Annotated in this window: 24 protein-coding genes; 11 read left to right on the forward strand and 13 right to left on the reverse strand. The window is 71.1% G+C overall.

Annotated elements, in window-relative coordinates; genetic code table 11:
• Nucleotides 1-11 precede the first annotated feature (11 nt).
• The 3 genes from glpK to OG206_RS02270 all read left to right on the forward strand — a co-directional run bounded on the left by glpK (nucleotide 12) and on the right by OG206_RS02270 (nucleotide 2251).
• A complete protein-coding gene (gene glpK / locus OG206_RS02260; protein ID WP_327111603.1) occupies nucleotides 12-1529 on the forward strand; it encodes a glycerol kinase GlpK in 1518 nt (505 codons plus the stop codon).
• A gap of 183 nt (nucleotides 1530-1712) precedes the next feature.
• Nucleotides 1713-2087 (forward strand): hypothetical protein, encoded by a 375-nt coding sequence (locus OG206_RS02265; RefSeq protein ID WP_327111605.1) that lies wholly within the window; start codon nucleotides 1713-1715, stop codon nucleotides 2085-2087.
• Nucleotides 2088-2125: 38 nt separating this feature from the next.
• A complete protein-coding gene (locus OG206_RS02270) occupies nucleotides 2126-2251 on the forward strand; it encodes a hypothetical protein (protein ID WP_327111607.1) in 126 nt (41 codons plus the stop codon).
• 141 nt (nucleotides 2252-2392) lie between these two features.
• On the opposite strand, the gene OG206_RS02275 is transcribed toward OG206_RS02270, so the two are convergent.
• Nucleotides 2393-2842, reverse strand: a complete 450-nt coding sequence (locus OG206_RS02275) for a spore-associated protein (protein WP_327111609.1) — start codon at nucleotides 2840-2842, stop codon at nucleotides 2393-2395.
• 689 nt (nucleotides 2843-3531) lie between these two features.
• Here OG206_RS02275 and OG206_RS02280 point away from each other — a divergent pair.
• From OG206_RS02280 to OG206_RS02290, 3 genes are all read left to right on the forward strand, one after another.
• Entirely contained in the window at nucleotides 3532-4047 is a 516-nt protein-coding gene (locus tag OG206_RS02280) for a hypothetical protein (RefSeq protein WP_327111611.1), read from the forward strand.
• Nucleotides 4048-4325: 278 nt separating this feature from the next.
• Nucleotides 4326-5216 (forward strand): LLM class F420-dependent oxidoreductase, encoded by an 891-nt coding sequence (locus OG206_RS02285; protein WP_327111613.1) that lies wholly within the window; start codon nucleotides 4326-4328, stop codon nucleotides 5214-5216.
• Nucleotides 5217-5713: 497 nt separating this feature from the next.
• Nucleotides 5714-7240, forward strand: a complete 1527-nt coding sequence (locus OG206_RS02290; RefSeq protein WP_327111615.1) for a hypothetical protein — start codon at nucleotides 5714-5716, stop codon at nucleotides 7238-7240.
• Nucleotides 7241-7308: 68 nt separating this feature from the next.
• On the opposite strand, the gene OG206_RS02295 is transcribed toward OG206_RS02290, so the two are convergent.
• Genes OG206_RS02295 through OG206_RS02305 form a run of 3 tightly spaced genes read right to left on the reverse strand, consistent with a single transcriptional unit; the run spans nucleotide 7309 to nucleotide 12902 of the window.
• Nucleotides 7309-10200 carry a hypothetical protein gene (locus OG206_RS02295; RefSeq protein ID WP_327111617.1) on the reverse strand — a complete coding sequence of 964 codons (2892 nt, stop codon included), beginning with the start codon at nucleotides 10198-10200 and terminating at the stop codon, nucleotides 7309-7311.
• Nucleotides 10201-10233: 33 nt separating this feature from the next.
• Nucleotides 10234-11529 (reverse strand): hypothetical protein, encoded by a 1296-nt coding sequence (locus tag OG206_RS02300; protein WP_327111619.1) that lies wholly within the window; start codon nucleotides 11527-11529, stop codon nucleotides 10234-10236.
• 2 nt (nucleotides 11530-11531) lie between these two features.
• Complete coding sequence (locus tag OG206_RS02305) at nucleotides 11532-12902, reverse strand: hypothetical protein (protein WP_327111621.1); 1371 nt, start codon at nucleotides 12900-12902, stop codon at nucleotides 11532-11534.
• A gap of 204 nt (nucleotides 12903-13106) precedes the next feature.
• Here OG206_RS02305 and OG206_RS02310 point away from each other — a divergent pair, with 204 nt between their 5' ends.
• The 3 genes from OG206_RS02310 to OG206_RS02320 all read left to right on the forward strand — a co-directional run bounded on the left by OG206_RS02310 (nucleotide 13107) and on the right by OG206_RS02320 (nucleotide 14834).
• Nucleotides 13107-13541: a hypothetical protein gene (locus tag OG206_RS02310; RefSeq protein ID WP_327111623.1), complete on the forward strand. Its 435-nt coding sequence runs from the start codon at nucleotides 13107-13109 to the stop codon at nucleotides 13539-13541.
• A 5-nt stretch (nucleotides 13542-13546) separates the two neighbouring features.
• Nucleotides 13547-13816 (forward strand): hypothetical protein, encoded by a 270-nt coding sequence (locus OG206_RS02315; RefSeq protein WP_327111625.1) that lies wholly within the window; start codon nucleotides 13547-13549, stop codon nucleotides 13814-13816.
• A gap of 64 nt (nucleotides 13817-13880) precedes the next feature.
• The gene (locus OG206_RS02320) at nucleotides 13881-14834 is read left to right on the forward strand and encodes a hypothetical protein (RefSeq protein ID WP_327111626.1); all 954 of its coding nucleotides are present in this window, start codon (nucleotides 13881-13883) and stop codon (nucleotides 14832-14834) included.
• On the opposite strand, the gene OG206_RS02325 is transcribed toward OG206_RS02320, so the two are convergent.
• The 8 genes from OG206_RS02325 to OG206_RS02360 all read right to left on the reverse strand — a co-directional run bounded on the left by OG206_RS02325 (nucleotide 14807) and on the right by OG206_RS02360 (nucleotide 23707).
• A complete protein-coding gene (locus tag OG206_RS02325; protein WP_327111628.1) occupies nucleotides 14807-16873 on the reverse strand; it encodes an iron ABC transporter permease in 2067 nt (688 codons plus the stop codon). The genes OG206_RS02320 and OG206_RS02325 overlap by 28 nt on opposite strands.
• Before the next feature lie 6 nt (nucleotides 16874-16879).
• Nucleotides 16880-17860 (reverse strand): iron-siderophore ABC transporter substrate-binding protein, encoded by a 981-nt coding sequence (locus OG206_RS02330; protein WP_327111630.1) that lies wholly within the window; start codon nucleotides 17858-17860, stop codon nucleotides 16880-16882.
• The gene (locus tag OG206_RS02335) at nucleotides 17857-18756 is read right to left on the reverse strand and encodes an ABC transporter ATP-binding protein (protein ID WP_442805784.1); all 900 of its coding nucleotides are present in this window, start codon (nucleotides 18754-18756) and stop codon (nucleotides 17857-17859) included. The genes OG206_RS02330 and OG206_RS02335 overlap by 4 nt, the downstream gene beginning before the upstream one ends.
• Nucleotides 18757-18887: 131 nt before the next feature.
• Complete coding sequence (locus OG206_RS02340; protein ID WP_327111632.1) at nucleotides 18888-19733, reverse strand: GNAT family N-acetyltransferase; 846 nt, start codon at nucleotides 19731-19733, stop codon at nucleotides 18888-18890.
• 267 nt (nucleotides 19734-20000) lie between these two features.
• Nucleotides 20001-20369, reverse strand: coding sequence for a nuclear transport factor 2 family protein (locus tag OG206_RS02345; RefSeq protein WP_327111635.1), 369 nt, complete (start codon nucleotides 20367-20369; stop codon nucleotides 20001-20003).
• Between the two features lie 303 nt (nucleotides 20370-20672).
• Nucleotides 20673-21263 carry a GNAT family N-acetyltransferase gene (locus OG206_RS02350; RefSeq protein WP_442805785.1) on the reverse strand — a complete coding sequence of 197 codons (591 nt, stop codon included), beginning with the start codon at nucleotides 21261-21263 and terminating at the stop codon, nucleotides 20673-20675.
• A gap of 219 nt (nucleotides 21264-21482) precedes the next feature.
• Complete coding sequence (locus tag OG206_RS02355; protein ID WP_327111639.1) at nucleotides 21483-22739, reverse strand: amidohydrolase; 1257 nt, start codon at nucleotides 22737-22739, stop codon at nucleotides 21483-21485.
• Nucleotides 22740-22972: 233 nt separating this feature from the next.
• Entirely contained in the window at nucleotides 22973-23707 is a 735-nt protein-coding gene (locus OG206_RS02360) for a dienelactone hydrolase family protein (RefSeq protein ID WP_327111641.1), read from the reverse strand.
• Between the two features lie 183 nt (nucleotides 23708-23890).
• On the opposite strand from OG206_RS02360, the gene OG206_RS02365 reads away from it, so the two are divergent.
• On the forward strand, nucleotides 23891-24646 hold the full coding sequence (locus OG206_RS02365; RefSeq protein ID WP_327111643.1) for a hypothetical protein: 756 nt from the start codon (nucleotides 23891-23893) through the stop codon (nucleotides 24644-24646).
• A gap of 5 nt (nucleotides 24647-24651) precedes the next feature.
• Here OG206_RS02365 and OG206_RS02370 read toward each other — a convergent pair whose 3' ends face one another.
• On the reverse strand, nucleotides 24652-24912 hold the full coding sequence (locus tag OG206_RS02370; protein ID WP_327111645.1) for a hypothetical protein: 261 nt from the start codon (nucleotides 24910-24912) through the stop codon (nucleotides 24652-24654).
• 188 nt (nucleotides 24913-25100) lie between these two features.
• Here OG206_RS02370 and OG206_RS02375 point away from each other — a divergent pair, with 188 nt between their 5' ends.
• Nucleotides 25101-25271, forward strand: coding sequence for a hypothetical protein (locus tag OG206_RS02375; RefSeq protein WP_327111647.1), 171 nt, complete (start codon nucleotides 25101-25103; stop codon nucleotides 25269-25271).
• Nucleotides 25272-25534: the final 263 nt, after the last annotated feature.

Genomic DNA, 25534 nt, shown 5'->3' on the forward strand with positions numbered 1-25534 from the left:
GGCGGGACATCATGGCGGACTTCATCGGCGCGGTGGACCAAGGCACCACCAGCACCCGATTCATGATCTTCGATCACGGCGGCAACGAGGTCGCCAAGCACCAGCTCGAACACGCCCAGATCCTCCCCCGCTCCGGCTGGGTGGAGCACGATCCCGTGGAGATCTGGGAACGCACCAACTCGGTGATCCAGAACGCCCTGCGGTACGGCGGTCTGTCACCGACCGACCTGGCTGCCATCGGAATCACCAACCAGCGCGAGACCACGGTGGTCTGGGACCGTCGCAACGGGCGGCCCTACTACAACGCCATCGTGTGGCAGGACACGCGTACGGACGCCATCGCGGCGAACCTCGAACGCTCCGGCAAGGGCGACGTCATCCGCCGCAAGGCGGGCCTCCCGCCGGCGACATACTTCTCCGGCGGAAAGATCCAGTGGATCCTGGAGAACGTCGACGGCGTACGGGAAGCGGCCGAGGCCGGCCACGCCGTCTTCGGCAACACCGACGCCTGGGTCCTGTGGAACCTGACCGGTGGTCCCGACGGCGGCATCCACGCCACCGACGTGACCAACGCGAGCCGCACCATGCTCATGGACCTGGAGACCCTCGACTGGGACGACGAGCTCCTGGGCTTCTTCAACATCCCCCGGAGCATGCTTCCCAAGATCAATCCCTCGTCGCACCCGGAGGCGTACGGAGCGACCCGCACGTCGCGGCCGCTGCGCGCCGCCATCCCCATCGGCGGCGTCCTCGGTGACCAGCAGGCGGCCACCGTCGGACAGGTCTGCTTCGCCCCCGGCGAGGCCAAGAACACCTACGGTACGGGCAACTTCCTCGTGCTCAACACCGGCAACGACCTGGTCCGCTCCGAACACGGGCTGCTCACCACGGTGGCCTACCAGTTCGGTGACGAGCCGGTGGTGTACGCGCTGGAGGGATCCATCGCGGTCACCGGGTCCGCGGTGCAGTGGCTGCGCGACCAGATGAAGATCATCAAGACGGCGCCGGAGAGCGAGGAACTGGCGCGCACCGTCGAGGACAACGGCGGGATGTACTTCGTCCCCGCGTTCTCGGGTCTGTTCGCGCCGTACTGGCGCTCGGACGCCCGCGGAGCGATCGTCGGCCTGGCCCGGTACAACGACAACGCGCACCTGGCGCGCGCGACCCTGGAAGCCATCTGCTACCAGAGCCGCGATGTGGTCGAGGCCATGGAGCGGGACTCCGGTGTCCACCTCGACGTGCTCAAGGTCGACGGCGGTGTCACGGCCAACGACCTCTGCATGCAGATCCAGTCCGACGTGCTCGGCGTCCCGGTCAGCCGGCCCGTGGTCGCGGAGACGACCGCGCTCGGTGCGGCCTACGCGGCCGGACTCGCCACGGGCTTCTGGCAGAACACGGACGAACTGCGCACACACTGGGCCGAGTCCAAGCGCTGGTCACCCGAGTGGTCCGAGGAGCAGCGCGCGGAAGGGTACGCGGGCTGGAAGAAGGCCGTGGAGCGCACCCTCGACTGGGTGAAGGTTCCCTGACCCCAGGGTCCAGCGAATACCGGGGTGGTCCGCATGGGCGCCTCGTGACAACGACGGGCCGGCCGGCATCAGCTGATGCCGGCCGGCCCACGTGCGCGCCGCCGGGAGACACACGGAGGGAGTAGTCTCCTGCCGGGCCGCGGATGACAACGTCGAGCGGACGGAGCATCGGCTGGGGGCAGAATGACGCGGGCGTTCAGGACGGCGGTCCCCACTCTCGCGCTGGTGGCGACGGTGGTGGGATGTTCCTCGCCCGCGGGCGGGGACGAGCAGTGGCTGACCGAGCAGCGGAAGAACTACTGCACGCAGTTGGGGACATGGCAGAAGGCACGGAACGCGGCAGGCACGGAAGCGCCGACGGCGTCAGGGTTCGACGAGGTGGGGGCAACCGCTCAGGACACCTTCCTCGCGATGCGTGCGCTCCGGGACGAGCCCGTCGGCGGGGGCCGAACGCTGGGTGAGGCGACGGCTGCGGCGATGAACAGCAGCGACTCGGAGGCGGAGGGTCGTGTCGTGACGTACTGCGGGGACGCGGGCTTCGAGACTCTGCTCCGCTGAGACCGTCGAGGCCCCTCGCCCCAACCGCCCTGGCCGTCATGGCGGTGATCATCACCGGTGCGGCTTGCGACCCGCCCGATCGCCGCTGCGGCTTGGGCGACCCGCCGGCTCGCGCCGAACGCACCCGGGGCGACGAGCCGGAGGTGGAGGCCACCATCCACTGAGTGGCGACCACCCGCCGGCCCACCGCGGGTTCCCGAGCCGTCTGCGGCTCATGCAGACCTTCCGACGGCCCTCGGACGACCGGGACCGCCTGTCGGATCACGCGAGGTGGCACGGGAACCCTCGGCCGGTCGATGTCGGGGTCAGCGGACCTCGACGGTCCGGCGCTCCTTCAGGGAAGCGCAGTTGGAGTTCTCCACCGACACGTACACGTTGTCGATGCTGCCGCCCCAGCTCACGCAGTAGCCCTTGCCGTAGACGCGGGCGGGGCCGGCGTACGACGTGTAGTTCCCGTTGTCCCCGGCGTACTCGTCGGTGGCGGGGACGTAGATGTACGTGGACATGGCCTTGACCTTGCCGGGGCTCGTCCGGATGGTCGCGACGCAGTTCTTGCCGTTCGTGGAGTTGTACGTCAGGTAGACGGTCCCGAGCGAACCGACGGGCACGGAGTTGACGGTCTTGTAGGCACTGCCGCAGACACCCTGCGGCGTGACGTTGGGCGCTGCGGAGGCGGTCGCGCTGAACGCGGTCGTGGCCCCCACCACCAGTGCGGTCACCGCTCCGGCAGTCGCGATATTGCGCCTGATTCCCATTATTTCCCCCTTGTGTCCCTGAGAGCTGTTTGCTCCTGCCTGATGTGACCCACGACGCGCACAGATGGTTGTGCGGCAATCACTCCGAGGTGTCGCGCGGTCGCGCCGGGCGGGGTCGTTCGGCGGAGCCGGCGCGGAACGCTTCGGCCGACCAGCAGTCATGTGTGATGCCTGGAGAGTGAGTTGACGAAGCCCGGCCCGGACTCCGGGTCGTCGCCGGTGCACCGGCGCCCGTCCTGGCCGACCTCGTGCCCGTACCGACGGCGGTCGTCCCGTTCGGCTCAACTGCGGTGCGCCGGGTTCGAACAGCGGACTTCACAGCACCATCACATCCGCACCATTGGCTGAATCCGGCACCTCCGCTGTTCCTGGTGATCCGGAAGCGACGTCACCCGTTCCTCGACGGCGATACGGCGGATCAAGGCAGGCAAATCGATGGGCGAACTCTGTGGAGGGCCCGACACAGGAGCAGCCTCCTGTTCGAGTCGGTCACACTTTGCGTAAAAGAATGCCTCCGTGACCTTGCCGGTGTGAGTAGCATCAGCGACCACACACCTTGAAGCTCAGCCAACGACGAGGATCACATGGCCAAAAATTCTCCACCAGCCGGCATCAGCGCGGATTACGCACAGCGAATCTCCGACGATCTGTCGGCGAACCGCAGTGCACAGGAACGAGTACGTGCGGACTTGACGGACCTTCAGGAACAACTCGTTCACCTCGAAAGCGGTGAGCAGGTCCTGATCAAGATGCAGGCAGTGCTGGACAGCACGGCGGAGCCGGCCGCTCCGGCCGCCGACACGCGGGCAACCGCCTCGGTCCCTCCCGCCCGCCGGTCCAAGAGCAAGCCGGCGGCCCGCAAGCGGGCGGGAAAATCCACGTCCGAGCCGGCGAAGCCGAAGTCCGCCGCCGTGAAGGCCGGGGCACCGAAGACCGCCGGCGAGCCGACATGGCGCGAACTGGTCGGAAAATACCTGTCGAGCCAGCGGGAACCGAAGTCGTCGGCCGAGGTCGCTGCCGCGCTGACGGAGGAGCAGCCGAAACGAGGCGTACAGGTCGCAGTGGTGCGCAACACTCTGGAACAGGGGGTCGCACAGGGCCTGTTGGAGCGCCACAAGCAGGGACGCTCGGTCTTCTACGGCCTCGCCTCGCCCGGCGCGTCCACCGATGCCGTTCCCGAGGCAGCCGAGGCGCACGCGCGATAGCCCTCGAACCCGTCGGCTCGCTCCCTCGGTGGGCGACAGCACGACGACGCAACGACGTCCGGGACGCCCTGTCACCGCGCAGCTCTGTTCTGAGCGATGGCGGTCAGGGCGTCCGGGACGCGTTACGCACTTCATCACGAGAACGTGCGGCACGCCGACTCACGGACTGAAAGGTGGTCCGCGTCGCACCCAGGGCGTGGTGGGGAGAGAGAGTCACCCCTTCGGATGAACCACATCCGGCCCGGGAATAGCGGCGGCAGAGCGCTGTTGATCAGACCATGACTTCTGAGACGCGCACGGCATTCGGACGGGTCGGCATCTGGAGCGGCGCCCTGCACGGGTCGCGGACCGACGAATCGGGCAGGCGGGCGATCGCGGATGCGGTGGCCGAACTCGAGGATCTGGGGTACGGCACCCTGTGGATCGGGGGCAGTCCCTCCCCCGACGACGCGGCCGCCCTCGTCTCCGCCACCTCCAAGGTCACGGTGGCCACAGGCATCCTGAGCATCTGGGACCACACGGCGGAGGAGGCGGCGGCCGGCATCGAGGCGCTCGACCCGGCAGTGCGACGCCGGTTCGTCCTCGGCCTGGGCGTCAGCCACGGCCCCATGGTGCCGCAGTACGCGAAGCCGTACAGCGCCATGGTGTCCTACCTCGACGCACTCGACGCGGCAGGCCCGGCTGTCGACTCCGGGCGGCGGGTTCTGGCAGCGCTCGGCCCGAAGATGCTGAAGCTCGCGGCCGACCGCGCTCTCGGCGCACACCCGTATCTCGTCACTGCCGAGCACACCGCGGAGGCACGCCAGGCACTGGGGCCCGACGCGTTGCTCGCCCCGGAGTTGTCGGTCGTACTCGACACGGACATCGAGCGAGCCCGTACGACCGCGAGGACCATGCTGGCGATGTACCTCCAGCTCCCGAACTACACCGACAACCTGCTGCGCCTGGGCTTCGCGGAGAGCGACTTCGAGGGCGGCGGGAGCGTCCGTCTGCTCGACGCCCTCTTCGCCCTGGGAGACGCCGGACAGGTGCGGGCCCGTGCGAGGGAGTACTACGACGCGGGTGCGGACCACATCGCGTTCCAGGTGCTGACCGCCGACGAGGGCGGCTCCGGTCTGCCGATGCGCGAATGGCGCGAACTGGCCTCCGTGTTCGCCGACGAGCTTTAGAGCCCGCGCCCCGGAGTCCGGAATCCGCAAGCAGGGAGGTTTCAGTCCCTGTTGCCGATGTGCACAGGGCAGAGGCCGAGGTCCCTCCACCGCACGTGGTGGAGGGACCTCGGCCTCTGCCTTTTCCCTGGCGCTGCTTCATCAAGTCCGGCAGCCGCAGAGCGCCGGCTCACGGAGACGTGGGCGAGACGGGCCGGAGAGCGGCCACCGGTTCCATCGCCCCGGGCCAGGTTCCCGTCATGGCAGGGATGCGACGCACTGGAGGTGCGATGGACAGCGCGACAGGCTTACTCGCGACAAGCGGCCACAGACCGGGAAGTGGTGGACGGAGGCTAGCGGACACAGGGTCTCGGCTGCGCTGGTGGGCACGCTGTGCCTCAGCGGTGGCGGCCGCCGTGACCGCAGCCCTGCTGACGGCGCCTGCGGCGACCGCCGCGCCCGCCGCCCCGTCGGCACCCTGTCCGCAACTCCCCTGTGAGGGAGCAGATCCCGGCCAGGTGACGGCCTGGCAGTCGGGCGGCGCGCCCAAGGTCCTGAAGGAGACGACGCTCGCCTCGGGCACCCACATCACCCTGTACACGGGCAAGCCGGCCTGGGACACGAGCCGCACCTACGGCTGGGCGGAGGTGCAGTTCGGCGCCGGGGTCACGAAGGGGCGCGTGTGGCTGCGCGCCGAGGAGAACTGGGGCGACGGCATCAACATCACGACGACGCTGGAGCACCCGCGTTCGTACCGTGACACCACCGGCACCACCGGCATGTTCCCGTACTCGACCTCGATCCCTCAGGGCGCGTACACCAACAGCGCCTGCGTGACGGACGGCGCCCAGCGCGGCTGTGTCGCCTCCTACGGTGCCGACGTGGTCCCTGCCGGACCGTGCGAGGGATGGTGTTCTGACGCCGACCCGGACGCGATCCCGGCGTCCGACTGGTCGTACGTGGACCGCCCGGACTACGACCGGGCCGAGCTGCCGTCGGGCGCGTTCGTGCAGCAGGTGGACGGACGCCTGAAGCAGGGCAGTTATCTGGGCTGGGCCGAAGGCGGACTGCCGGCGGGTGGAAGGTTCTGGCTGGAGGCGTGGCAGGGCGAGGGCCGTTGGGGGCCGGTGTACACCGCGTTCGCACCCGCGGGCGCCTCCCGGACGACGACGGGCTCGACCCGCGCGTACTCCTGGCTGCCGGAACTGCGCGCCTGTGTCAGCGACGGGACGGGCACCCTGTGCACGCGGGACGAGGACACCGCGGCCACGGCTCCGGCCGCGGCACCGTGCGCGGAGCTCCCGTGCACGGACATCGACCCGGCGAGCGTCACCGAGTGGATGCCGAGCTACAAACCCACCGTGGTGGAGGACGCCAACATCTTCCAGGGCGGCCGGCTGAAGATCTACCAGGGCCGCCCGGCCTGGGATCCGCACCACATGTACTACTGGGGTGAGGCCGAACTCCCGCCGGGCCGCGACGACGTCTCCGCCACCCTCATGCGGCACCCGTCCGGTGGCGCCGACTCGCGCACCACCCGGCCGGAGCCCCTGCCGGGCGCCCGGCTGACCGCCTCGGGCACGACGAGGATGGTCGCACTCGACCCGCTGTCGAAGGACGAGATCGCCGGGCTGGTCGTGGACGGCAAGGAATGGGCGTTCGCCACCCAGCAGGGCAACAACATCGACAAGTCGTGGACGACGGGCCCGGTCGGCCCGTGCGCACCCGGCCAGAGGTGCGAAGGCGTCCTCCCTGGCAGCGTCGCCGCGTGGGCGTCGGTGGCGACCGACTGGGCGACGGTGGCGCTGCCCGGCGGCGCCCGGGTCACCCTGGCGGGCTCGCGGCCACGGTGGTCCGTGTCCGACTACTACGCCTGGGCGCGTACGGACTCCCCCGGTGTCACCGCGTGGCTGGAGGACCGTCAGCCCGGCGGTTCGTACACGAAGGTGGCCGACGCCGGCACGATGAAGGCGACGGACGGCCGTGCGGTCCGTGCGTGCATCTCGGACGGCGCGACGACGAAGTGCACCACGCCTCTGGGGTGATGCGCCGGGAGTGGGCCGGGCGGCGAGCCCGGCCCACCTCGGTCCGGCCTCTGGTCCCGGGCCCGTCCTCAGACGACGATGCTGGTCACGGCCGCCCACAGCAGGGGCGAGTGCTCGATCCGGCCTCCGGCCCGCCAGCGGCCGAGCTGCTCACGCTGCCACCGGCCGAGCCGTCCCACGGGATCGCTGTGCTCATGGGCGGTGTCGACGGCCACGACCACATCGGACAACGGGCGTACGCCGGCGGGCAGGCCGGCCAGCCGGTGGAAGGCGAAGCTGGTCGGCAGCGCCCATCGGGTGGCGGTGACGAGTTCGGCGCCGTTGTGGATCATCGCTGTCGCCAGGCCGAACGACTCGGCGAACCGGAATTCGCCACCGCTCTCGCAGCCGATGAGGGCCACGCGCGGCGGTGCGGGCCAGATCAGCGCGCCGGGCTCTCCGTCGGCACGCAGGGGGAGCGTGCCGAGCAGGAGGTCCTTGGCCGAGAGCGGCCGGTGCGTACGCACGGGATCGGCCAGGCCCGTAGCACCTGTTCCGCAGCACAGGTGGAGCGCGCCGTCCTCGCTCCGACCGCTCTCGACCGGCGCGCCGCTCACGTGTCCGACGTACATGAGGCGCCGCGCCCCCTCGCGGAGTGCGCCGCTGAGCCAGTTCCGGTCCTGATCGGTCCGGCGGAAGGCCTGCGCCGGATCGCTGACGCGCGGCACGGTGGCACCGGCGCCGAGACGGTCCCTGACCAGCGACAGCAGTCGGGGATCCTCGCCCGGCGGCCCCAGGACGGATCCGAGCGGGGAGTCGGCGCGGAACCCCGGCACCCGGGGGTCCAGGACCAGCACCACGGCGTCCGCGTCCGCCGCCGGACGCGCCGCGCGGCGGTGGCGTCGCAGGGAGGCGGGCGCGATGGTCACCACGTCTGCCAGATCGATGAGCCGTTCGTCCTCGTCGCCGACGGCGAGCAGCTCCCAGGGGACCTGGGCGACGCGGGGCGACGGCTGGATCCGTACGAGCGGGCGGCCCGCGCGCGCCGACACGTGCCGTATCTGCGCCGTCAGCCCCTCCGGCCAGAGCGCTCCCGCGAGGTGGCGTGCGAGACGGCGTTCGGCGGTCCGGTCGGCCATCGCCCCGGAGACGAGGGCCTGCTTCATGCCGTCCGCTCCCCGGGCAGGGAGCGCCCTGCCGAGCGAGCGGACCGCCTGGTCGACCTCCTCGGCCGGTGCGTGTCCGGTGCCGAATCCCCGGGCGCCACGAGTCCATGTCCAGGTCATGAACAGGTCTCCGGCATCGGCGAGGCGGACCTGCACCTCCGGCGGGCCCGTCAGATCGTCAGTGGCACGGAAGGGCACTTCGTGGTCGTCCACGATCCGCCGCCGGTAGCGGAACTCGGCCGCTGCGATGTACTCCTGGAGCGCTGCCCGACCCGATTCTGCGGACATCCGCACCTTCGGCGGCGGTGCGACGCGCAGGCCGGCGGTGGCGGCAGCCTCCGCAGCCACACCGCCGAGCGCGGCCGCGCCATCGGCGTACCTCTTCATCGCCGCACTAGGAAACACCGGCGCGGAGGCTTCGGCGTCGGGGGAGACGGGTGCGGTCCCCGGGGGATCTACTGGCTCCCGAGGGCCCGGGGGCGACGGCGCGGGGTCCACCGCCAGGGCGGCGCCCGCGCATCGGTGTTCCACCAGCTCGAAGATCAGCCCCTGGTCCTGGCGGCGTACGGCGAGACGGAAGGCGAGTCGCATGGCTTCGTCGGCAAGCTGTCGCCACTGGCTGCGAGCGTGGGCGGTGACGAAGTCGTGGCGCGCCGCCTCCAGGGCGAGGGCCGCGGGGAGGGCGAGGGAGAGTGCCGTGTCGACGGACGCCCTCTCGTGGTCGCCGTGGTCCGTCCTGCTGAGGTTGTCCTCGAGGGTCGTGGCGAGCATGAGGTCGACCTGAGCACACCGCTCGTGCACCTCCCGCTCCTGGTACACGTCGCGGGCTTCCTGGGCCAGCCGCTTCATCTCGGTGATGTCGCCCCGGTCGTAGGCGTGCTGGGCGGCGAGAAGTCTGGTGTCGGCCGCTGCGACGGCCGCCCCGATCCGTTCGAACCGGGCCAGGCTCGCGTTCGTCAGGTCGAGGGCACCGACACGGTCACCGCGTCGGCCTGCGAGGTGGGCGCGCGCCTGCTCGCAGGTCGCCAGATCACCGAAGCGTCGCTGCCGTTCGAAGAACGCGGACGCCTCGGCGTACAGTTCCTCCGCGCGCCGGTGGTCACCCCGTCGCATCGCGACGTACGCCCGGTGCGCGAGCAGCGCTTGTTGCTCTCCGGCGTCCCCCATCGCCCGAAGGCCTTCCTCCGCGCGGGCGAGGTGGTCCTCGGCCTGGTCGAACCGGCCGGTCGAGGCGCAGATCACCCCGAGGGCGGTCAGCAGCCTGGGCCCGGCCTCCGCTGCGGTCCCGGGCAGGTTGGACAGCAATGCGGCGGCCTGCTCCTCCGCGGCGCCCCACTCGCCACGTTCGACCAGCAGGTGCACCCGGTTGAGTCCGAGTTCCGCGCCCCGCAGGCCCTCGGGGTCGTCGAACTCGGGGAAGCCGAGTGCAGCCTCGTCCAGGTCGGCCAGTGCCTCGTCCAACTGCCCGGTCCTGCGGTGGAGATCGGCCCGTGCCAGCAGGGTCTTCAGCCGGACCTCCAGCCACAGCTGCCGGCCACGCGGCCCCATGGGCACCGATGCGACGGAGTCCAGCAGTGCGCGGGACTGCTCGACGGCTTCCCGGGCACCGCCCAGGTCCGTGGCGGTCAGCCGGACGCTCGCGAGGTCGGACAGGAGATGCGCCCGGAGGAAGCGCACGTCGGGCGCATCCTCGAAGGACTCGGCCAGGCTCAGCAGGTCCTCGCGCACGGTGCACGCGGCCGTGAGGTCAGCGGCCAGCTGATGCTGCTCGGCCAGCGCGAATCCGCTGTCGAAGGGCTCCCCGTAGAGACTCATGACCGCTTCGCTCCCGTCGTCCTCCGGCATCCGTCAGTAGTCCTCACCGGCCGCCGTCGCAGCGGCGGTCTCGGCGAGAAACGGCTCCGGAACGCCTCGGCGCTCCGAGTCGTACGGCCTGGCTGCGGCCAGCCGCCGCCGGGCCAGGGCGCGGATCGCGTCGCGCCCTGCGCGGACCGCCCCCTCGCCGGCGCCCCCGGCGTCCGGATCGAACCCGGGCAGCAGAACGCCGACATCGAGGGACGCGGCCACCGCCTCGGACGGCAGTTCCAGGTCCGCCGTGCCGGTCCACACGTCGTCCCGTCTGGCCAGGGGCATGCGGTCCGGGCGGCCTCCGTCCACACAGAACTCCGCCATGAGGGGGGTGCCCGAGCCAGGTGCCGCGACGTGTGCGACCACCTCGACCTCGATCTGCCGGCGCGCGCCGAGGGCGCGGGTCGTCCAGGACACCGCGTCCTCGGCCGAGTCGACGAAACCGGGCGGGTAGCGGCGCCAGTCGTTCGTTCCCGAGCCCCGGGTGATGACCCGGCCTCCCCCGGTACGGTGCTCACCCGCCGCGAGGGCGTAAGCGTCCTTCCGCGCGAAGAGTGGGCCCGGATCCGCGGGCGCGGCGGCCGGGCCGGGGAGGTCCAGAGCGGAGCGGAGACCTCGCAGGTCCGGACCCACCAGTCCGGCGCGGTCCGCCACGTCGTCGATCAGGCGCAGGACGTCCTCGAGACGCTCGGCGGTGCCGGTCTGCCTCGATTCCGCGCGCCACCAGCGGATCAGCAGGTCGAGTGCGGCACGGTGTTCCCCGACGAGGTCGGCGGCGCAGTCGTCCGGCTGGTCGTCGCGGTCGTCGAAGAGCTGCTGGCACACGTGCGTGAGCGCGGCCAGTTCCAGGCCCAGCACGTCCGGATCGAGCACGGGTATCCCGTCCGTGTACGAAGCGGGCCACCATCGGGCCGCCCAGTGCCCGAGAGCGAGCCTGGCGGCGCTGTCAGCGAGGGGGGTCGCGTCGGCTCCCACCAGGATGCGATCCGGCCCGTCCCCGGCCATGGTGTCGTGGACGGCGGCGGCCACGCGCTCTCCGTAGAACGCCCACAGCCACTGCTGGGCCCGTCGCGCGTCGTGGACGTGGGCCGCCGGCGGACGGGGCACAGCGAGGACGGGCCACTCCAGTACGGCGCCGGCGACATCGAGCACGGCCCGCGTGAAGTCGAGGCCGCCCTCGACCTCGTCGGCGTGGGCATGAACGGGGCCGCCGCTGCCCGTGGGCGGCGCGGCGGTGGTGATGCGTATCGTGCCGTCCTCGTCCCGCTCCACGCGGACGTCGGAATGCGCGGCCACCCTCACGCGCCCCTCTGTCCGGTCGTACGTGCCGGAACCCCCGACAGGGCGCGCAGAGCGGACCGGACCCTGGTCCGATGGTCCATCATCACCGACCGGGCGACACCGTCGAGCACCTCCCAGGCCGACGCCAGGTCGCCGAGAGGCGCACCGCGGACATCCCGTCCGTGCAGGCGCACCCACAGCCTCCGCATGTAGGTGACCCACGGGGTGCGAAGGTCCTGGGCGAGGGCGTCCAGGACACCGCCGTCCGGATCGGGGCGGGGTGAGACGGTCATCCTGCGGGCACGAAGGACCGATGCCTCCCGCCGCCAACGCCCGTTGACCGCCCGGTGGGCCGCCGTCCGTCCGACTGCGGCTTCGCGCGTGCCCAGCGGATCGAGACCCGATGCCAGTCCGCCTCCCAGGACGACGCTCACGCGCAGGGTCTCGTCGTGCAGCCCGAGCGGAGCACAACTACGCGCGGCCTCGAGGCCGATGAGGTCGGGCACCGTCGGCAGATCGTCCCGGCGGGCCGACGACCGCACGACGGCGAAGAGCCGTTCGAAGAGCGTCCGGTCCAGGGGTGCGGGAAGCGTCGCCGTCGAGGCTCCGCTGCCGACCTCCGGGCGGGGCGGCAACTTCCTTGCTGTGAGGCCGAGATGCGCGGGAGGGCCGTCAGGACCCCAGACGGCGTCGGTGTGTGACCAGAGCACCCGGCCGAACAGTTCTCCGTGCCGCGCGTCGACCATGGAGGTGTACCCGGCCGAGACGGCCGGGCGGCCCGGGCTCCCGCAGGCTTCCAGCACCTCGCCCGCCTGCGTGATCACCGCGACCGCGCGTCCGGGCGGTGCGGGCGAACGGTTCTTCCAGGCGGTTGCAAGTTCGCCGTCGAGGTGTAAACGGCGGACAGGGTCGGACAGGTGTGTCCTGAGCGCTTCCACGGTGCGTCCGCCGGCCGTCTCGGCCAGCTCCGCGACGACGGCGCGGGCCGTCACCTCCGATCCGCCGGAGGGCGCTCCGTGGACGGTGGCCAGCTCGAAACAGCGTGAGAAGTAGAGGTCCTGGGGATTGCCGGCGACGATGCCCAGCGTCCGGCGGGTCCTCTTCAGCAGGGTGAACCACTGCGCGGTCGCCATCAGGCGCGTTCCGGACTCCTCGATCAGGCTGTCGAGTTGCGCGGCCTGCCCGGGCCCGAGGAAGTCCACAGCCAGTCCGGGGTGTGCCGCCGGTCTGACGATCAGCGGCAGGACGATGAGTTTCACCGCCCTCGTCAGCGGTGCCCCGCCCGGGCCGGACAGCGATTCGAGCCCCGGCCCGAGCGCGCGCCAGGCATGGTCGATGACCAGGGCACGTGGTCGTTGCTCGCCGGTCTGACGGCTGGGGGGCGGCATGTGAGGAGAGTACGCCGGGCGAAGAGGCGCGGGCGAACCTGGGATCGGTAGGTGACCTGCGGGACCTAACGTCGTCGGCGGGGGCTGAAGGCGGCGGGGCGGGCCGCGACCGGAGCAAAGGCCGGCCGGCTCGGCGCCGCCGCCTTCGGGGCCCCGTACGACGAGTCCGGTCCGTGCACCGGCCGCAACCGGAAGGGACACATCATGGGAATCTTCGGAAAGCGCAGGACCCGCGAGGAGCGGGCCGCCGAGATCGCCGGCCAGGTGGCCGAAGGGAGGGGCTTCTACGGCCGGACCACGCGCGCGTTCCTCGGCAAGGGGGACTTCGCCAGGGTGCAGCAGTCGATGGGGACGTACAACTCGGGTATCGCCGCTCAGCAGTTGCTGGCCTCCGGCGCACCGGCTCACTGCGCCGTCGTCGTATCGGTCGTCGACACCGGCGAACTGGTGAACTTCGACCCGGTCGTCGACATGGTCGTCGACCGCGTGAGTGGACCGACCGGAGACGCCGAGCGGATATCGCTCCGGACCATCGTGTCCAAGCTGCGGAGCCCCCGGGCCGGCGACCGGGTGCTGCTGGTCGCGGACCCCACCTGTCCGGGCAGCTACCTCTACGCCGGGGACGGGGTGACCCGGTGACGTCCATGCCCTCGCACGAAGCGACGGCCTCCGATTCGGTGCTGCTGACCTTCGACGGGCGGGTGTTGGAGGTCTTCGGATACGTCGATGCCGCCCGCTACCACATCTGGGAGGAGCCCCGTCTGGAGTTCGGCACCGGCCGGTTCCGCAGGATGACGATCACGGTGAGGAGTGGCCGGCGCCAGAGCATTCCCTACGACGCCGACCGGCTTCCGGGCCTGCGCTTGCTGGCGGACCTGGTGGGGCGGGCTCTGTCGGAGCGCCGGGATTCCTGATCACCCGCACCATGTCCGTGCACGAACCGCACACGTGAGGACGCAGGTCCGTGAGGAGTACGGGTTGAGTGTGTATCAGGTCCTGGAGCTCTGGTGGGTGGTACCCACCGGCCTGGCGCTGCTCGGCTACGCCCTGGCGTTCGCCGGGCTGAGCCGGGCACAGCGAGCGGTCTGGGTGACCGCGCGCATCGTCCGGCTGGCGCGTCCCGCTCACGGCGGGTCCAAGGACCCAGGGATCCCGGTGGCCCTCCGGTTCCGGGATCCGTCCACCCGGCAGGACTTCGTCCTGCCGAACACCGGAAAGCACGGCGACGTGCTCAAGCAAGCCTGGGTAGGGCGCGAGGTCGCCGTGCGCTACCCGCAGGGACGACCGCACGCCTTCCGGATCGTCCTCGATGCGGCAGGAGAACGGGACGGCAGGCTCGGTCCCAACTGCGCGGTGCTGCTGCTCATGATCGGGCTGGTCGTCCACCTGACCGTCGTCCGCGGCTACCCGTGGGCACTGCTCGGCTTCGGCGCGCTGCTCGCCGCTCTCGCGGTGGCGAGCCCCGATATCCGGCTGGCGCGCACCCGGGACGCCCTGCTGGCGTCCGCCGAGGCCGTCCCGGCCCGCGTCGTTGCCGTCACCAAGGACGTCGGCCGGGACGGAGAGGGCAGCGAGATCGTGAACCACGCCCCCCGTCGTCGTCTTCACCACGCACGAGGGAACCCGCGTCACCGCCCTGGCGCTCCACGGCATCCCAGCCCCGGCCCGCTCCCTCGGGCGCGAGCTCACCATGCACTACGTCCCCTCCGACCCGGCTGTCTGCACACCGGACCCGGCGGCCGACCGCCACGACAACGCGGTAGCGGTCAGGATGATCGTCCTCATGTTCGTCGCCGGAGCGACGGCAGTCGTGAGCGGCCTCGTGCTGCTCTGACCGCAGGTGGGCGGGAACCCCGAAGGGTGGGGCCCTGGTCCGACGACCGGCGCCCCGCCCTCGCACCGCGTCAGCGCCGTGTGCGGACCAGCAGGTAGAAGAAGTACGGGGTTCCGATGACGGCGGTCATCAGGCCCGCCCCGAGCTGGGCCGGAGCGATCACCGTACGGCCGACGAGATCCGCGAGGCAGACCAGCAGGGCCCCGAGCAGGAGCGCGACCGGGACCACCCGCACGTGCCGCCGTCCGACGAGGGCGCGTGCCGCGTGCGGGGCGACGAGCCCGACGAACCCGATCGTGCCGGCCGCCGCCACCGAGGTGGCGCCGAGCAGCACCGCCAGCACGAGGAAGCCGAGACGCGCCCGGGTGAGACCGAGGCCGAGGAGCCTCGGCGTGTCCTCGTCGAGCGCGACGAGATCCAGCTCCCTGCGGCGCGTTACGGCCACGACCACGCCGACGGCGAGGACCAGGGCGACCGGGACGGTATCCGGCATGGTCCGTCCGTACGTCGATCCGGACAGCCAGGTGAGTGCCCGCGTCGTGTCGAACGGGTCGCTCAGCACGATGACCAGGCTGATCAGTGCCGCAGCCGCGGCCGACACCCCGACACCGAGCAGGACCAGCCTGTTCTGACCGAAACCACCGCGCGCGGCCAGTCCGAAGACGATCGACGATGCTACGGCCGCCCCGCCGAACGCGGCCGCGGCGATCGCCCACGAGCCGGGGGCCTGCACGCTCGTGACGAGCAGTACGGCGCCCAGACCCGCGCCTCCGGAGACGCCGAGGACACCCGGCTCCGCGAGCGGGTTACGCGTCACGGCCTGCACGAGCGTGCCGGACAGGGCCAGCCCCGCACCCGCGAGGAGCGCGGCGGTCACCCGGGGCACGCGGGTGTCGAGTACATAGGTGACGACCCGTCCGGAGTGTCCTTGCGCCCAGTTCACGACATCGCCGAGCAGGAGCTTCGAGTCGCCGAGCAGCACTGCCCCGACGGTCACGCCGGCCAGCACGACGCCGAGCACGACCACGGTGGTCAGGAACGCCGTACTGCCCGGTATCCGGAGCCGGTCGGGGGCGTCCGCGCCGGCCGTGTCACGGGTACGGAGTGCCATCACGACGAGGAACACCCCACCCACCACGGTCGTGACGACTCCGGTAGGAACCTCCACCGCCAGGTCCGCCGGGACCACGGCACGCAGCAGGACGTCCGAGCCGAGCACGAGCACCGCACCGACGAGCCCGGTGACCGGCAGACTCACCCGGGAGCGCGAGAGCCCCCGGAACCGACGGGGCAGGGGCCGCACGAGCGCCGGAGCGCACAGGCCGACGAAGCCGATCGGGCCCGCGAGGGTCACCGCCGCCGCTGCGAGCAGGGTGGCGAGCACGACGGTGGTGATCCGGGTGCCCCTCACGGGTACGCCGAGTCCCCGGGCCGCGTCGTCGCCGAGGGCCAGGGCGTCGACGCGGCGGGCGACGAGCAGCAGCCCGACGAAGGCGACGGCAATGACCGGGGCCATCTGTGCGACTCCGTCGAACCCGTTCTGTCCGACGCCCCCTTGCCCCCACCTGTAGAGGCCCTCGGTCTGCTGGGGGAACAGGAGGAGCAGCGCCTCGGTCACCGCGTTGAGCCCCAGGGCGAGCGCGCTGCCGGCGAGGACCAGGCGGACGGTGCCCTTGCCGAGCCCGGACAGTCCGAGCACGACGGCTGTGGCCGCGAGTCCCCCGACGAACGCGGCGCCCGAGGAGGCGAGGAGCGGCAGCGTCGTCCCGGTGGCGGCGACGACGCCCAGCGCCAGGTACGAACCGGCGTTGACCGCGAGGGTGTCCGGTGACGCGAGCACGTTCCGGCTGACCGCCTGGAGGGCGGCGCCTGACATGCCGAGCGCCACTCCGACGAGGACGGCCGCGACCATCCTCGGCAGCCGGGACGCGACGACGACGGAGGCGTCCCCCGCCTCGGCGGTGCCGGTGAGTGCGTGCCAGACCTCCGCCGCGCCCACGTCGGCGGTCCCCTGGGTGATGTCCACCGCGGCGAGCACCACGACCAGCAGGGCGAGCGCGGCCGCCACCGCGACCGCGCCCGTCGTGGCCGCGGCGGTGCGGTCACGGCCGACCGCGGTGTTCTCGATGACGGCCACCGCGGACTACTTCTTCGTCAGGGCGTCGACGAGGGAGTCGATGTACGCCTCCATCGAGCGGGGGCCGCCGAACATCCAGACGCCGTCGGGCAGCCGGTGCACGTTGCCGTTCTTCACGAAGGGAAGCGACTTCCACACGGCGTTCTTCGCCAGGCCGCTGAACGCGTCGCCGTCGGCGTCGTTCGCGACGTACGTGAACTGGACGTCACCGAGGCCGGTGAGACCTTCGACGTCAGTGGTGGCGAGGCCGTAGTCCTTGTCCCCCTCGACGGTCCAGGCGTTCTTCAGGCCGAGCCGCTCGTTGACGGCGCCGAGGAGGGAGCCGCCGGTGTAGGCGCGGACGGACACCTGGTTCGCCTGGACGTAGCCGTCGGCCGACGCGATCTTCGCGCCGCCGAGGCCGGCGTCCTCGAGGGCCTTCTTGCCCTCGGCGACGCTCGCCTCGAAGTCCTTCTTGAGGCCGGCGGCCTTTGTCTCCGTGCCGGTGGCCTTCGCGATGAGGTCGATGCTGTCGTTCATCGTGCCGATCTGGTCGGCGGCGTCGGCTGCGGTCACCTCCAGGACGGGTGCGACTTTGCGGAGTTGCTTCACGACGGCGGGCGAGAGGTCGGTGGTGGCCACCACGAGGTCCGGCGCGAGGGCTGCGACGGTGTCGATACTCGGCTCGCCGCGGGTCCCGATGTCCTTGGGGTCACCGGTGAGCGGGGCGGCGGTGTTCCAAGCGGTGTAGCCCTTCACGTCGGCGACTCCGACGGGGGCCACGCCGAGGGCGACCAGGTCCTCGATCACGTTCCACTCGGTCGCGACGACCTTCTTGGCGGGGCCGTCGAGGGTCACCTTCACGCCGGTGTGGTCGGTGAGGGTGATCTTCCCGGCCGGCTTGTCCGCTGCGGCGGGGGTGTCCGAGGACGGCTCGGTGGTCCCGCAGGCGGCCAGGGAAAGTGCGGCGACGGCGACGGCGGCCGTGGCGAGAAGGTTGCGTCTCATCGGGAGGTGCTGGGCCTTTCGGATCTGGAGTGGTGACGGCCGATCGCGCGGGTGCGCAGGCGGCCGGTCGACGGATCGGTGCCGACGTCGATGCGGATGCCGTAGACATCCGAGAGCAGTTCCGGCGTGAACACGTCTTCGGGGGTTCCGTCGGCGACGATGCGCCCCGCGTTCAGCAGCGCGACACGGTCGGCGACCGCGGCCGCCTGGTCGAGGTCGTGGAGGACGACGCCGACGGCGATTCCGTGGTCGTCGGCGAGATCGCGTATCAGGTCGAGGAGTTCGACCTGATAGCGGAGATCGAGGTAGGTGGTGGGTTCGTCCAGGAGGAGGACACCCGTCTCCTGGGCGAGACAGCTCGCGAGCCACACGCGCTGGAGCTGTCCGCCGGAGAGCTGATCGACGCCACGCCCCGCCAACTCCTCGACGCCGGTCAGTCCGAGCGCACGGTCGACCGCAGCGGTCCCGCGGGGGTCGGGACGCCCCCACCGGCCCCGGTACGGGTAGCGGCCGAAGTCGACGACGTCCCGGACCGTGAGCCCGCCCGGCGTGGACCGGGACTGGGTCAGGAGCGCGACGCATCGCGCGAACTCGCGGGCGTTCAGGGCGAAGCCGTCCGCCGCCTCGTCCGTGTCCGGGTCGACGGTGAGCGAGCCGGAGCGAACGCTCTGCAGGCGGGCGAGCGTCCTCAGCAGCGTGGACTTCCCGCTGCCGTTGGGCCCGACGAGGACGGTCACCTCGGCAGGCCGCAGGGCTATGGCCGCCCCGTGGACGACATCGACCTCTCCGTAGGCCACGGTCACCCCGTCGGCGGACAGACCGTGCCCACGCGTCAGCGGCATACCCCCGTCCATCAGGGCATGCGTAGCACCAGAAGTGCTCTCACCAGCTCTCATGGGCATTAGGTTAGCCTCACCTAACGCCTACCGTCACCGCACCCCCCTGATGACCGGCGGGCGGGGCCCGAGCGCCGGTGCGCGGCGCGGGGCCGGAGACCTGCCGCGGCCACCGGCGTCTGCGGGCGGAGTCAGCCGAGTTCGATCGTCGTCGCGGCGAACATCCCGCCGGTGTCGACGTCCGGGGTGGGCCCCGTGTACATACGGGCGCACTCGAAGGTGGCCTCCAGCCCGAGGCGCTCCATCAGCTTCATGGAAGCCGAGTTGATGTCGGGCACGTCGAGAGCCACCGGGTCGCCGGGCGTCCGGCCGGCGAGTTCGTGGACGAGGGAGGACGCGATGTCCTGCGACGAGGCGTAGAGCGGGCCGATGCGCGATCCGGCCACGGCCGGCCGCATGACGGCGAATCCCTCCAGCTTCCCGTCACGCACCGCGGCCACCGAGGTGTGTGAGCGGTGGCCGATCCACTGGGAGAGGAACGCCTGGCGGTCCGCGGGGAAGAAGCGCCGGTCGTAGTCCGCGAGCAGCCCGAAGGGCACCTCACGTCCGTCCGTCAGCCGGACGCCCGGCGCCACCCCGGCGCCGGTCGGCACGCCCGCATGGCGCACATGGGTCCACACCCGCCGGAAGCCGGACCTGCGGTAGTTCTCCTGCTGCTCCACCACTCCGTCGAGGCCGACGTTCCGGCCGGCGAGGTGGTCCATCGCGGCGTGCCACATGCGGATGCCGTACCCCTGCCCGCGGACTGCGGGGCGGGCGATGTAGAACCCGAGGAAGCCGAAGTCCGGGCCGTATCGCACGGCGGAGACAGAGGCCACGGGTTCGCCGTCGAGCTGCCCGAGGAAGAACCCCCGGGGGTCCGCGGAGTGGAGGAGCAGGGCATCGGAAAGCCCCGGGTTCCATCCCTCGTCCTCCGCCCAGTCGGTGAACCTGGACATGCCCGCGACACTTGCTGTGGTCACCTCGAACGACGCCAACGCTCGCTCCTTTGCGGGGTGGTGGCAGGACGCGACTGACCCGGGACGCGGTCTCGTCACCGCGCGTACAACCCGGCGAACAGAGCCTAGAGTCCGGCGGCACGCTCCCGGAGCGCGCCGTTCGGGGTGCGGTCCGCACCAGGACCGGCCGGAACACCGCTGTCTCCGGCCGCATTCCGTCCTTCGGCACGGGCACGACCCCGGCAGGGCGGCCACCCGAACGGGGTTCACCACCGGCAACGCCGGCTTGACCACCGCGTCCCCGGCTCAGCTCGCCGGGGTCCCCTGGTGGAAGTACATGCGCCAGCCGGTCTCCGCCCTCCGCCACAACGAACTGCGCCACGCCCGGCGCCCGTCGTGGTCGGTGCGGTACGTCAGGTGGACGACGCCCGGAGCGAGCACGGCTCCGGTCATGGCACTGACGTCGACCGGATGCCGGGAATTCACCGATCCGTCGCCGGTCACGGCAAGAACCGATGCGGCGTCCCAACGCCTGCCGGACGCTCCGATCTCGGCGAACTCCGGGTCGAGAAGCTGCGTGACGAGGTGCGGCGAAGCCCGCACCTCGGGATCCAGCAGCCGAAGCTCCCCTTCGATCGCCGCCCGAACCGCTTGCTCACCCTCGTCGTCCGCCATGTGCGCACTCTACGGAGTGCTGACGCCGACTCCCGGCGTCAGGACGGACGCGACAGGCAATCGGCCCCGGATTCGCCCGCCCCGGCTTCGGCTGAACGGGCTGCGATCCGCCCGGTCGAGGGCGGGCAACACGCACCTCCGCGGCCATGCTCGATGCACTCGGTGTGGTGTTCCTCGTGCTCGCGGGGCTCGTCGCTCTCCTGGGGTTGCCACCTGATGGGTGGCGTCCTGGTGGAGCAGGCCCGACGCCGACGGATCGTGCGCGTCGGCGAAACGGGGAACGGTCTCACCGAGTCACTGCAACTACACGCCGCCTTCTGCGTCTTCCTCGTCGTCACGGCGGTCATCGCCTTGATCGGAGTGGTGATTCTCCAGGGCTACGATGCGGCCGTGTCCGATCCGGACATCTGGATCGAACCGTGATGTGAGGCGCCCCGCCGTGCCGGACCTGACAGCGGGCAGGTCGGCCTGTGTACTTGCGCGGTCCAGGGCGTACACGACTTGCCGCGCGTCCCACTCGACAACGTGGTCGATCAAGCTCATGCCCACGGATTCGAGCAGGCGACGCGAACGGTGATTCGCCTCCTGGGTGACCGCCACCACACCCGCAGGCTCGAAATCAGCTTCACCAAGAGCCCAGGCCACTACCGCTCCGACTGCTTCTCTGCCGTATCCCCGGCCCCAGTGTGCGGGCAGTAGTTGGTACGACACCTCGGTGCGTCCCTGCCAACGGGAGCGGGGTTCGACGGAGACCAGGCCGAGCACAGCCCGGTCCGTGCTGCGGACGACGCCGAAAGCACCGAAATGCCCGACGCACGCCTCCTCGCGGGTGCTCAGCGCCGCCCCGCTCACAGGCCCGCCCAGGTAGCGGCGCACGTCGGGATCGGTCCACACGAGCGACAGTGTGGCTACGTCGGCACGCTCGATCGGGCGGAGGAGCAGCCGGTTCGTGGCCAGGCTGACCGGCCACCGAACGGTACGGGAAGGCAGGCGCATGACGCAGATTGTCGCAGCCGGGCAGCGGTGACCGGCCCTCCGCGATCAGGTCCGCGCTACGGCTGGGCCGGACGTCTACCGGGCTCGACAGGACACGCACTCGTGGCGGGGTCGCTCTCAGACCGCCAGCCAGGCGAGCGAAGCGACCACGAGCGCGCTCACACCGGTGTCCAGGGTGGGCTGGAGGACCGGGGCGAAGTGCGGGCTGTGGTTGACCGGACCCGGGGCGGCGGTCGTGCCGTCCGCCCCGTCGCCCCCGTGCGGTTCCGGGTCGCCACCGCCGATGCCCCAATAGGTGAACGGGACACCGAACGCGTCGGGGATCTTGCTCATGTCCTCACTCGCGGTCTGGAGGTCGATGGTGTGCGCGTCGGAGCCGAAGTGCTCGGCGAACACCTCGGCGACGCGCCGGGTCGTCTCGGCGTCGTTGACCGTGGGGGGAAAGGAGACGATCTTCTCGATCTCGGGTGGCTTCGGTGCCCCGGAGGCCTGGCACTCGGCCGTGACGATGCGCTCGATGGCCTGCAGCACGTGGGTGCGGGTGTGGTCGTCGTACGTGCGCACGTTGACCTGGATGACCGCACGGTCAGGGATAATGTTGGGGCCGGTCCCGGCGTGGATGCTGCCCACCGTGACCACCACCGGGGTGAGCGCCGCGATCTCCCGGGAGACGATCGTCTGGAGTCGCACGACGATCATCGCGGCCATCACCACGGGATCGACCGCGGTCTGCGGCATGGCGCCGTGTCCTCCCCGGCCATGGACGGTGATCCGCAGACTGTCCGCGGCGGACATGAACGATCCGGCCCGGGTGCCGACATAACCTGCCGGATAGGGCAGGACGTGCTGGGCGAGCACCACGTCGGGGCGTGGCGCCTTGGCCGTGAGGCCGTCCGCGACCATCGCGTCGGCGCCGTCGCCCCGTTCCTCGGAGGGCTGGAGAAGCGCCACGAACGTGCCCTTCCAGGCGCCCGTGGACTCGGCCAGCAGGCGCACACAGCCGATCAGCGAGGCGATGTGGACGTCGTGCCCGCAGGCATGCATCACCGGCTGCTCCGTGCCGTCCCGCCCGGCCACCGTCACGGTGGATGCGTAGGGCAGCCCGGTCTGCTCCCGGACGGGCAGCGCGTCCATGTCGGCCCGGACCATGACCGTCGGGCCGTCACCGTTGGTCAGGACCCCGACCACACCGGTACCGCCGATGCCCTCCACGACCCGGCAACCGAGGCCGCGCAGAAGGTCAGCCGCCTTTCGCGCCGTACGGTGCTCCTCCAGACCCAGCTCGGGGTTTCGGTGGAGATCCTTGTAGAGATCCTCGATGTCGTCGCGGATGCGGTCGAGGCCTGCCAGCACGGTGCGGGCGCTGTCGGTCATCCTGACTCCCTTTGGTTGCTCACGTCTTCGCTGGTCAGCCGAGATTACCGGCCGTCGGCGATCAGACGGCCCACCGGGCGCGACACGCCGGGGCGTGCGGCCCCGCGTCCCCCGGCAGTCCATCCCTACGAGCGGAACCTGATGGCTGCTCAGACGTCGCAGCGCTCCGCGCCTGCCCCTCCCGAGCGCGTCCGTCGCAACCGTCTCGATCGGCGCGTGGGTGCCAGGGCGCGTCAGCGGAGGTGCCGGGAGAAGAATCTCAGTGCGTCGGCCGGCTCGAGTTCCGGGATCTCGGCGTGCTTGCCGGGATTGGCGTGCAGCGTCTTGTCGACCGAGGCCAAGGCATCGAACAGGGCCAAGCCGTCCGCCCGCGGCACCCGCTCGTCGTCCCACTGCAGAAGGAAGTCGACGGGAACGGTGATCCGGGAGGCAGTGTCGTCCCCCGGGACCGACAGTCCGCCGAGGCCGAGTACCGCAGCCCGGACGCGGGGCTCGGCGGCGACGAAAGGCACGCCGAGTCCGCAGCCCAACGACACGCCCCAGTAACCGACGGGACCGGCGCCCACGTGATCCAGCCGCTGGACCGCGTCCAGAACCTCCCGCCACTCGGGTACGGTTCGGCGGGCCACCAGCGCCTGGAAACCTGCGACGAGCGGAGCCGGCTCTTCGCCCGCGTCGATGCGCGCCCGGTTCGCCGTCGCGATCCGGTCGAGCACTTCGTCCGTCGGCCGGTCGCCGTGCCCGGGCACGTCGACCGCGACCACTGCGAAGTCGCCCTCGCACACGAAGCGGCGGGCCCTCTCCACGATGTCGGGAGCCTTCTTGTGCTGACCACCGCCGTGTCCCATGAGGATCAGGGGGCGGGTGCCGACAGCACCCTCGCGTGTCCACAGCACACCGGGAAGGTCACCGAGGAAGAAGAGCTGCTCGGAAACACCGTCGGACAGGGAATGAGAGAGGAAGCGCATGCTTTTCGGGCCTTTCGGAGCGCCTTGTGCGGGCACTCCCTCAGCCTGTGCGCATGAGGGAGTCCCGACCTGTCACAGCGTTGATCGGACTCACCTCCTCGGTTCACAGAACTGGGCGGCACGGAACCTATCACAGCGAAAACCCTTCGACAGGAACTGCCGGACCGGCCATGATCCGCTCTCGTGACGACACCGAAGCAACTCCTGGTCCGGACGGCCGCCCGCAACAACGCCGAGTGGTGTGCGGCGATGAGCCGCTCCCACGGCGTCGAGAGCGAGTTCGGCGCGCAGGTCTGGCGCGCTCCGACTCGGACCCCGCTCTTCTATCCGGATGCCGTGACCCTCACACCGGGCACCGCCCCGGCCACGGTGACGGACGGCGTGGACGCCATGACGCCAGGCGCGTCGGTCAAGGACAGTTTCTCCGACGTCGACCTGTCGGCCGTCGGCTACCGGATCCTGTTCGAGGCTCAGTGGATACACCGTCCGGCAGGTGTGCCGGCCGCCCGTTACAGTCACGCGTGGGAAGTGGCTGACAGCCCTGCCGCGCTGCGCGCCTGGGCGGACGCCTGGGACGAGGGGGACGGCCATGCGGATCTCTTCCGGTCGGAACTGCTGGACGACCCCGCCACCTTCGTACTCGCCGGGCGATCGCCCGAAGGCCGGATCACAGCCGGCGCCGTGGCAAGTCTCAGCGAGAAGGCCGTCGGCATCTCCAACGTCTTCGCATCGGAGGGCGGCCCGGACGCGGCCTGGCCCTTCGTGCTCACAGCGGTGCACAGCCTGTTCCCGGCCCTGCCGCTCGTCGGATACGAACACGGCGACGCCCTGGCGGCCGCGGTACGCCACGGCTTCGAGCCGATCGGGCCTCTGCGGATCTGGCTGCGGGGTGAGGAGACCCCGCCGGTGGGTGAGGCTGGGACCGGCACGACCGGCTGAGCCGCTCACGTCGATGGGATGCAGCAGGCAGGCCACGTCCTCACCCGGCCCGCTCGGCCAAGAACATCCGCGCGTTCTTCCTCGCTCAGATAGCTGGTGTCCAGGAGCGGGTGAACCTCTCCCGCCCCGAAGAAGTCGAGGTCGAGAAGACGGGTGAGGTCGGTGCGGTCCTCCCGCTGAGCCACCAGCAGCACGCGCAGATCGTCGGATATCGGCCGGCCGTCCAGCCGGTCGCGGGAGAACCCGGCGAGCCGATCGTCGTACATGCGACCTCTCAAGACGTCGAAGCAAGATCCTCGCGTCAACGTAGCAGCGGTGTCTGACAAGTCGTCGGAGCTGTCGGACCCGGAGCATCTCCACGGGAAGTTCGGCCGCCCGGACCGACCTTCGCACTGCCAGGTCTGCATCTCGCACGCCGGGGCACACGGGTTCCAACCGACTAAGGAGCTACGTCATGCTGGCAATCGCAGCGGCAGTACTGTTCTTCATATCCTTCCTGATCAACGCCGCCGACATCACGACCAACGATGTCTTCTCCTCGGTCAATGTGATGCTGATCGGGCTGGGTCTGCTCGCTCTTCACGTCGCCGGCATCGGCCATGGCCGGCGAGTCGGCAGACGGTGATGTCCGCCTGAGCCGGACCGAGTCGGACAGTCTCCGCGCAGTCGTGCAATGCCCCGGTGGGGCTCGCGACAACTGCGTCGGGGACTGCCCGACTCGTTCATGTCCGGGGGACGGCGGCAGCAGCGTCACCCATGGGCCCGGTGGTCGGGCAACCGCACATCCCGATGGTGCATACCGGCGACAGCACCGACCCGTACGTCATGGCGTTCCACGTGCCCGGCAACGGATCCTTGGATCTGCCGCTGCCACGACGCCCGGCGCTC

The sequence above is a fragment of the Streptomyces sp. NBC_01341 genome, from assembly GCF_035946055.1.
GTDB lineage: Bacteria > Actinomycetota > Actinomycetes > Streptomycetales > Streptomycetaceae > Streptomyces.